The following is a 1,087-nucleotide window of genomic DNA, read 5'->3' on the forward strand; positions in this document are numbered from 1 at the left end:
CTTAAGAAAGCCTTGCATCTGTTAGACACCATGAACTTTACCGATCAGGAAAGAATGGCTTACGAAGATCACTTAAAATGGCTCAGAATAGAAGCTAATACTAGAGAAAAAGCTAGAAATGAAGGGAAATTAGAAGGGAAATTAGAAATAGCTCAATCTATGGTTAAAAATGGGTATAGGCTAGAAGATATTACCTTCCTGACTGGGTTAGCAAGATCCGATATACAGAAGCTTCTATAAGTAAAGAGGTGAGTACTATTCTTCTGGCAACTTAGCTATGCCAAGTTGGCAATATATGCTTTTACTAATTGACCCAGCAAACAGATCTGATATTGGTTTTCCTAGCTAACACAGTTATGCCACCTGTAACAAATTTACTTGACATAGTACTGAAAGCAAACTTATAAGTAGAGCGGTTTATCTTTAAGTATTTGGGTAACTGATAAAGTTTTTAGATGGTCAACTATAGACAACATATAGAGTTTTTCTATGACCACTATTTGGTAACTAGCTATATCCTGAGAATGGACCAGTAAGATAAAATCAAATTCCCCTATTACTTGATAACAAGTAATAATGGATGCGATTTTATCAATCGTAAGTTTAAATACCTTGATATTTTCAGCCGTGATTTTCTGCAGACGCACACCAACAATTAGATGAACGTAAAAACCTAACTGTGGATAATCTATTGCTGCAATATACTTTTTGATAATGCCATTTTGTTCTAACTTTTTTACCCGTTCAAGCGTGGCAGCAGGAGAGAGATTGATTGTTTGCGCAAGTGCCGCATTGGTGATTTTTGCATCAGCCTGAAGAATATTTAAAATATGTTTATCTATTTTGTCTAACTCCATAAGGTGATTTGTTGAGCAAAGTGATAAAAGCGCGGGAATTCAATGCATCCATCAGCTATAACACCGGTTATAAAAAGTATCCATTCAGTACTGTGGTCAAGCTACTTACAAACAAAGCGTAAAAACACGTTTTCGTTCACCCAATGGCATCAACTTAAGGAGTATATTTAATTGATTATTATATATAATAATATATAAAAAAACACCCTTTGTAAAATAGTTGCGACCAG

At 34.7% G+C, this 1,087-nt stretch carries 1 protein-coding gene and 1 pseudogene; one reads left to right on the forward strand and one right to left on the reverse strand.

All coding sequences use genetic code 11. The features are described 5' to 3' along the window. Nucleotides 1–240 (forward strand): annotated as a pseudogene (locus tag MUW73_RS01410) (Rpn family recombination-promoting nuclease/putative transposase); the annotation flags it as partial. A 161-nt stretch (nt 241–401) separates the two neighbouring features. On the opposite strand, the gene MUW73_RS01415 reads toward MUW73_RS01410, so the two are convergent. Continuing rightward, entirely contained in the window at nt 402–857 is a 456-nt protein-coding gene (locus MUW73_RS01415) for an Lrp/AsnC family transcriptional regulator (protein ID WP_243575184.1), read from the reverse strand. Nucleotides 858–1,087: the final 230 nt, after the last annotated feature.

Source organism: Candidatus Cardinium sp. cByotN1, assembly GCF_022810525.1.
In the GTDB taxonomy this organism is placed as follows: Bacteria; Bacteroidota; Bacteroidia; order Cytophagales; family Amoebophilaceae; genus Cardinium.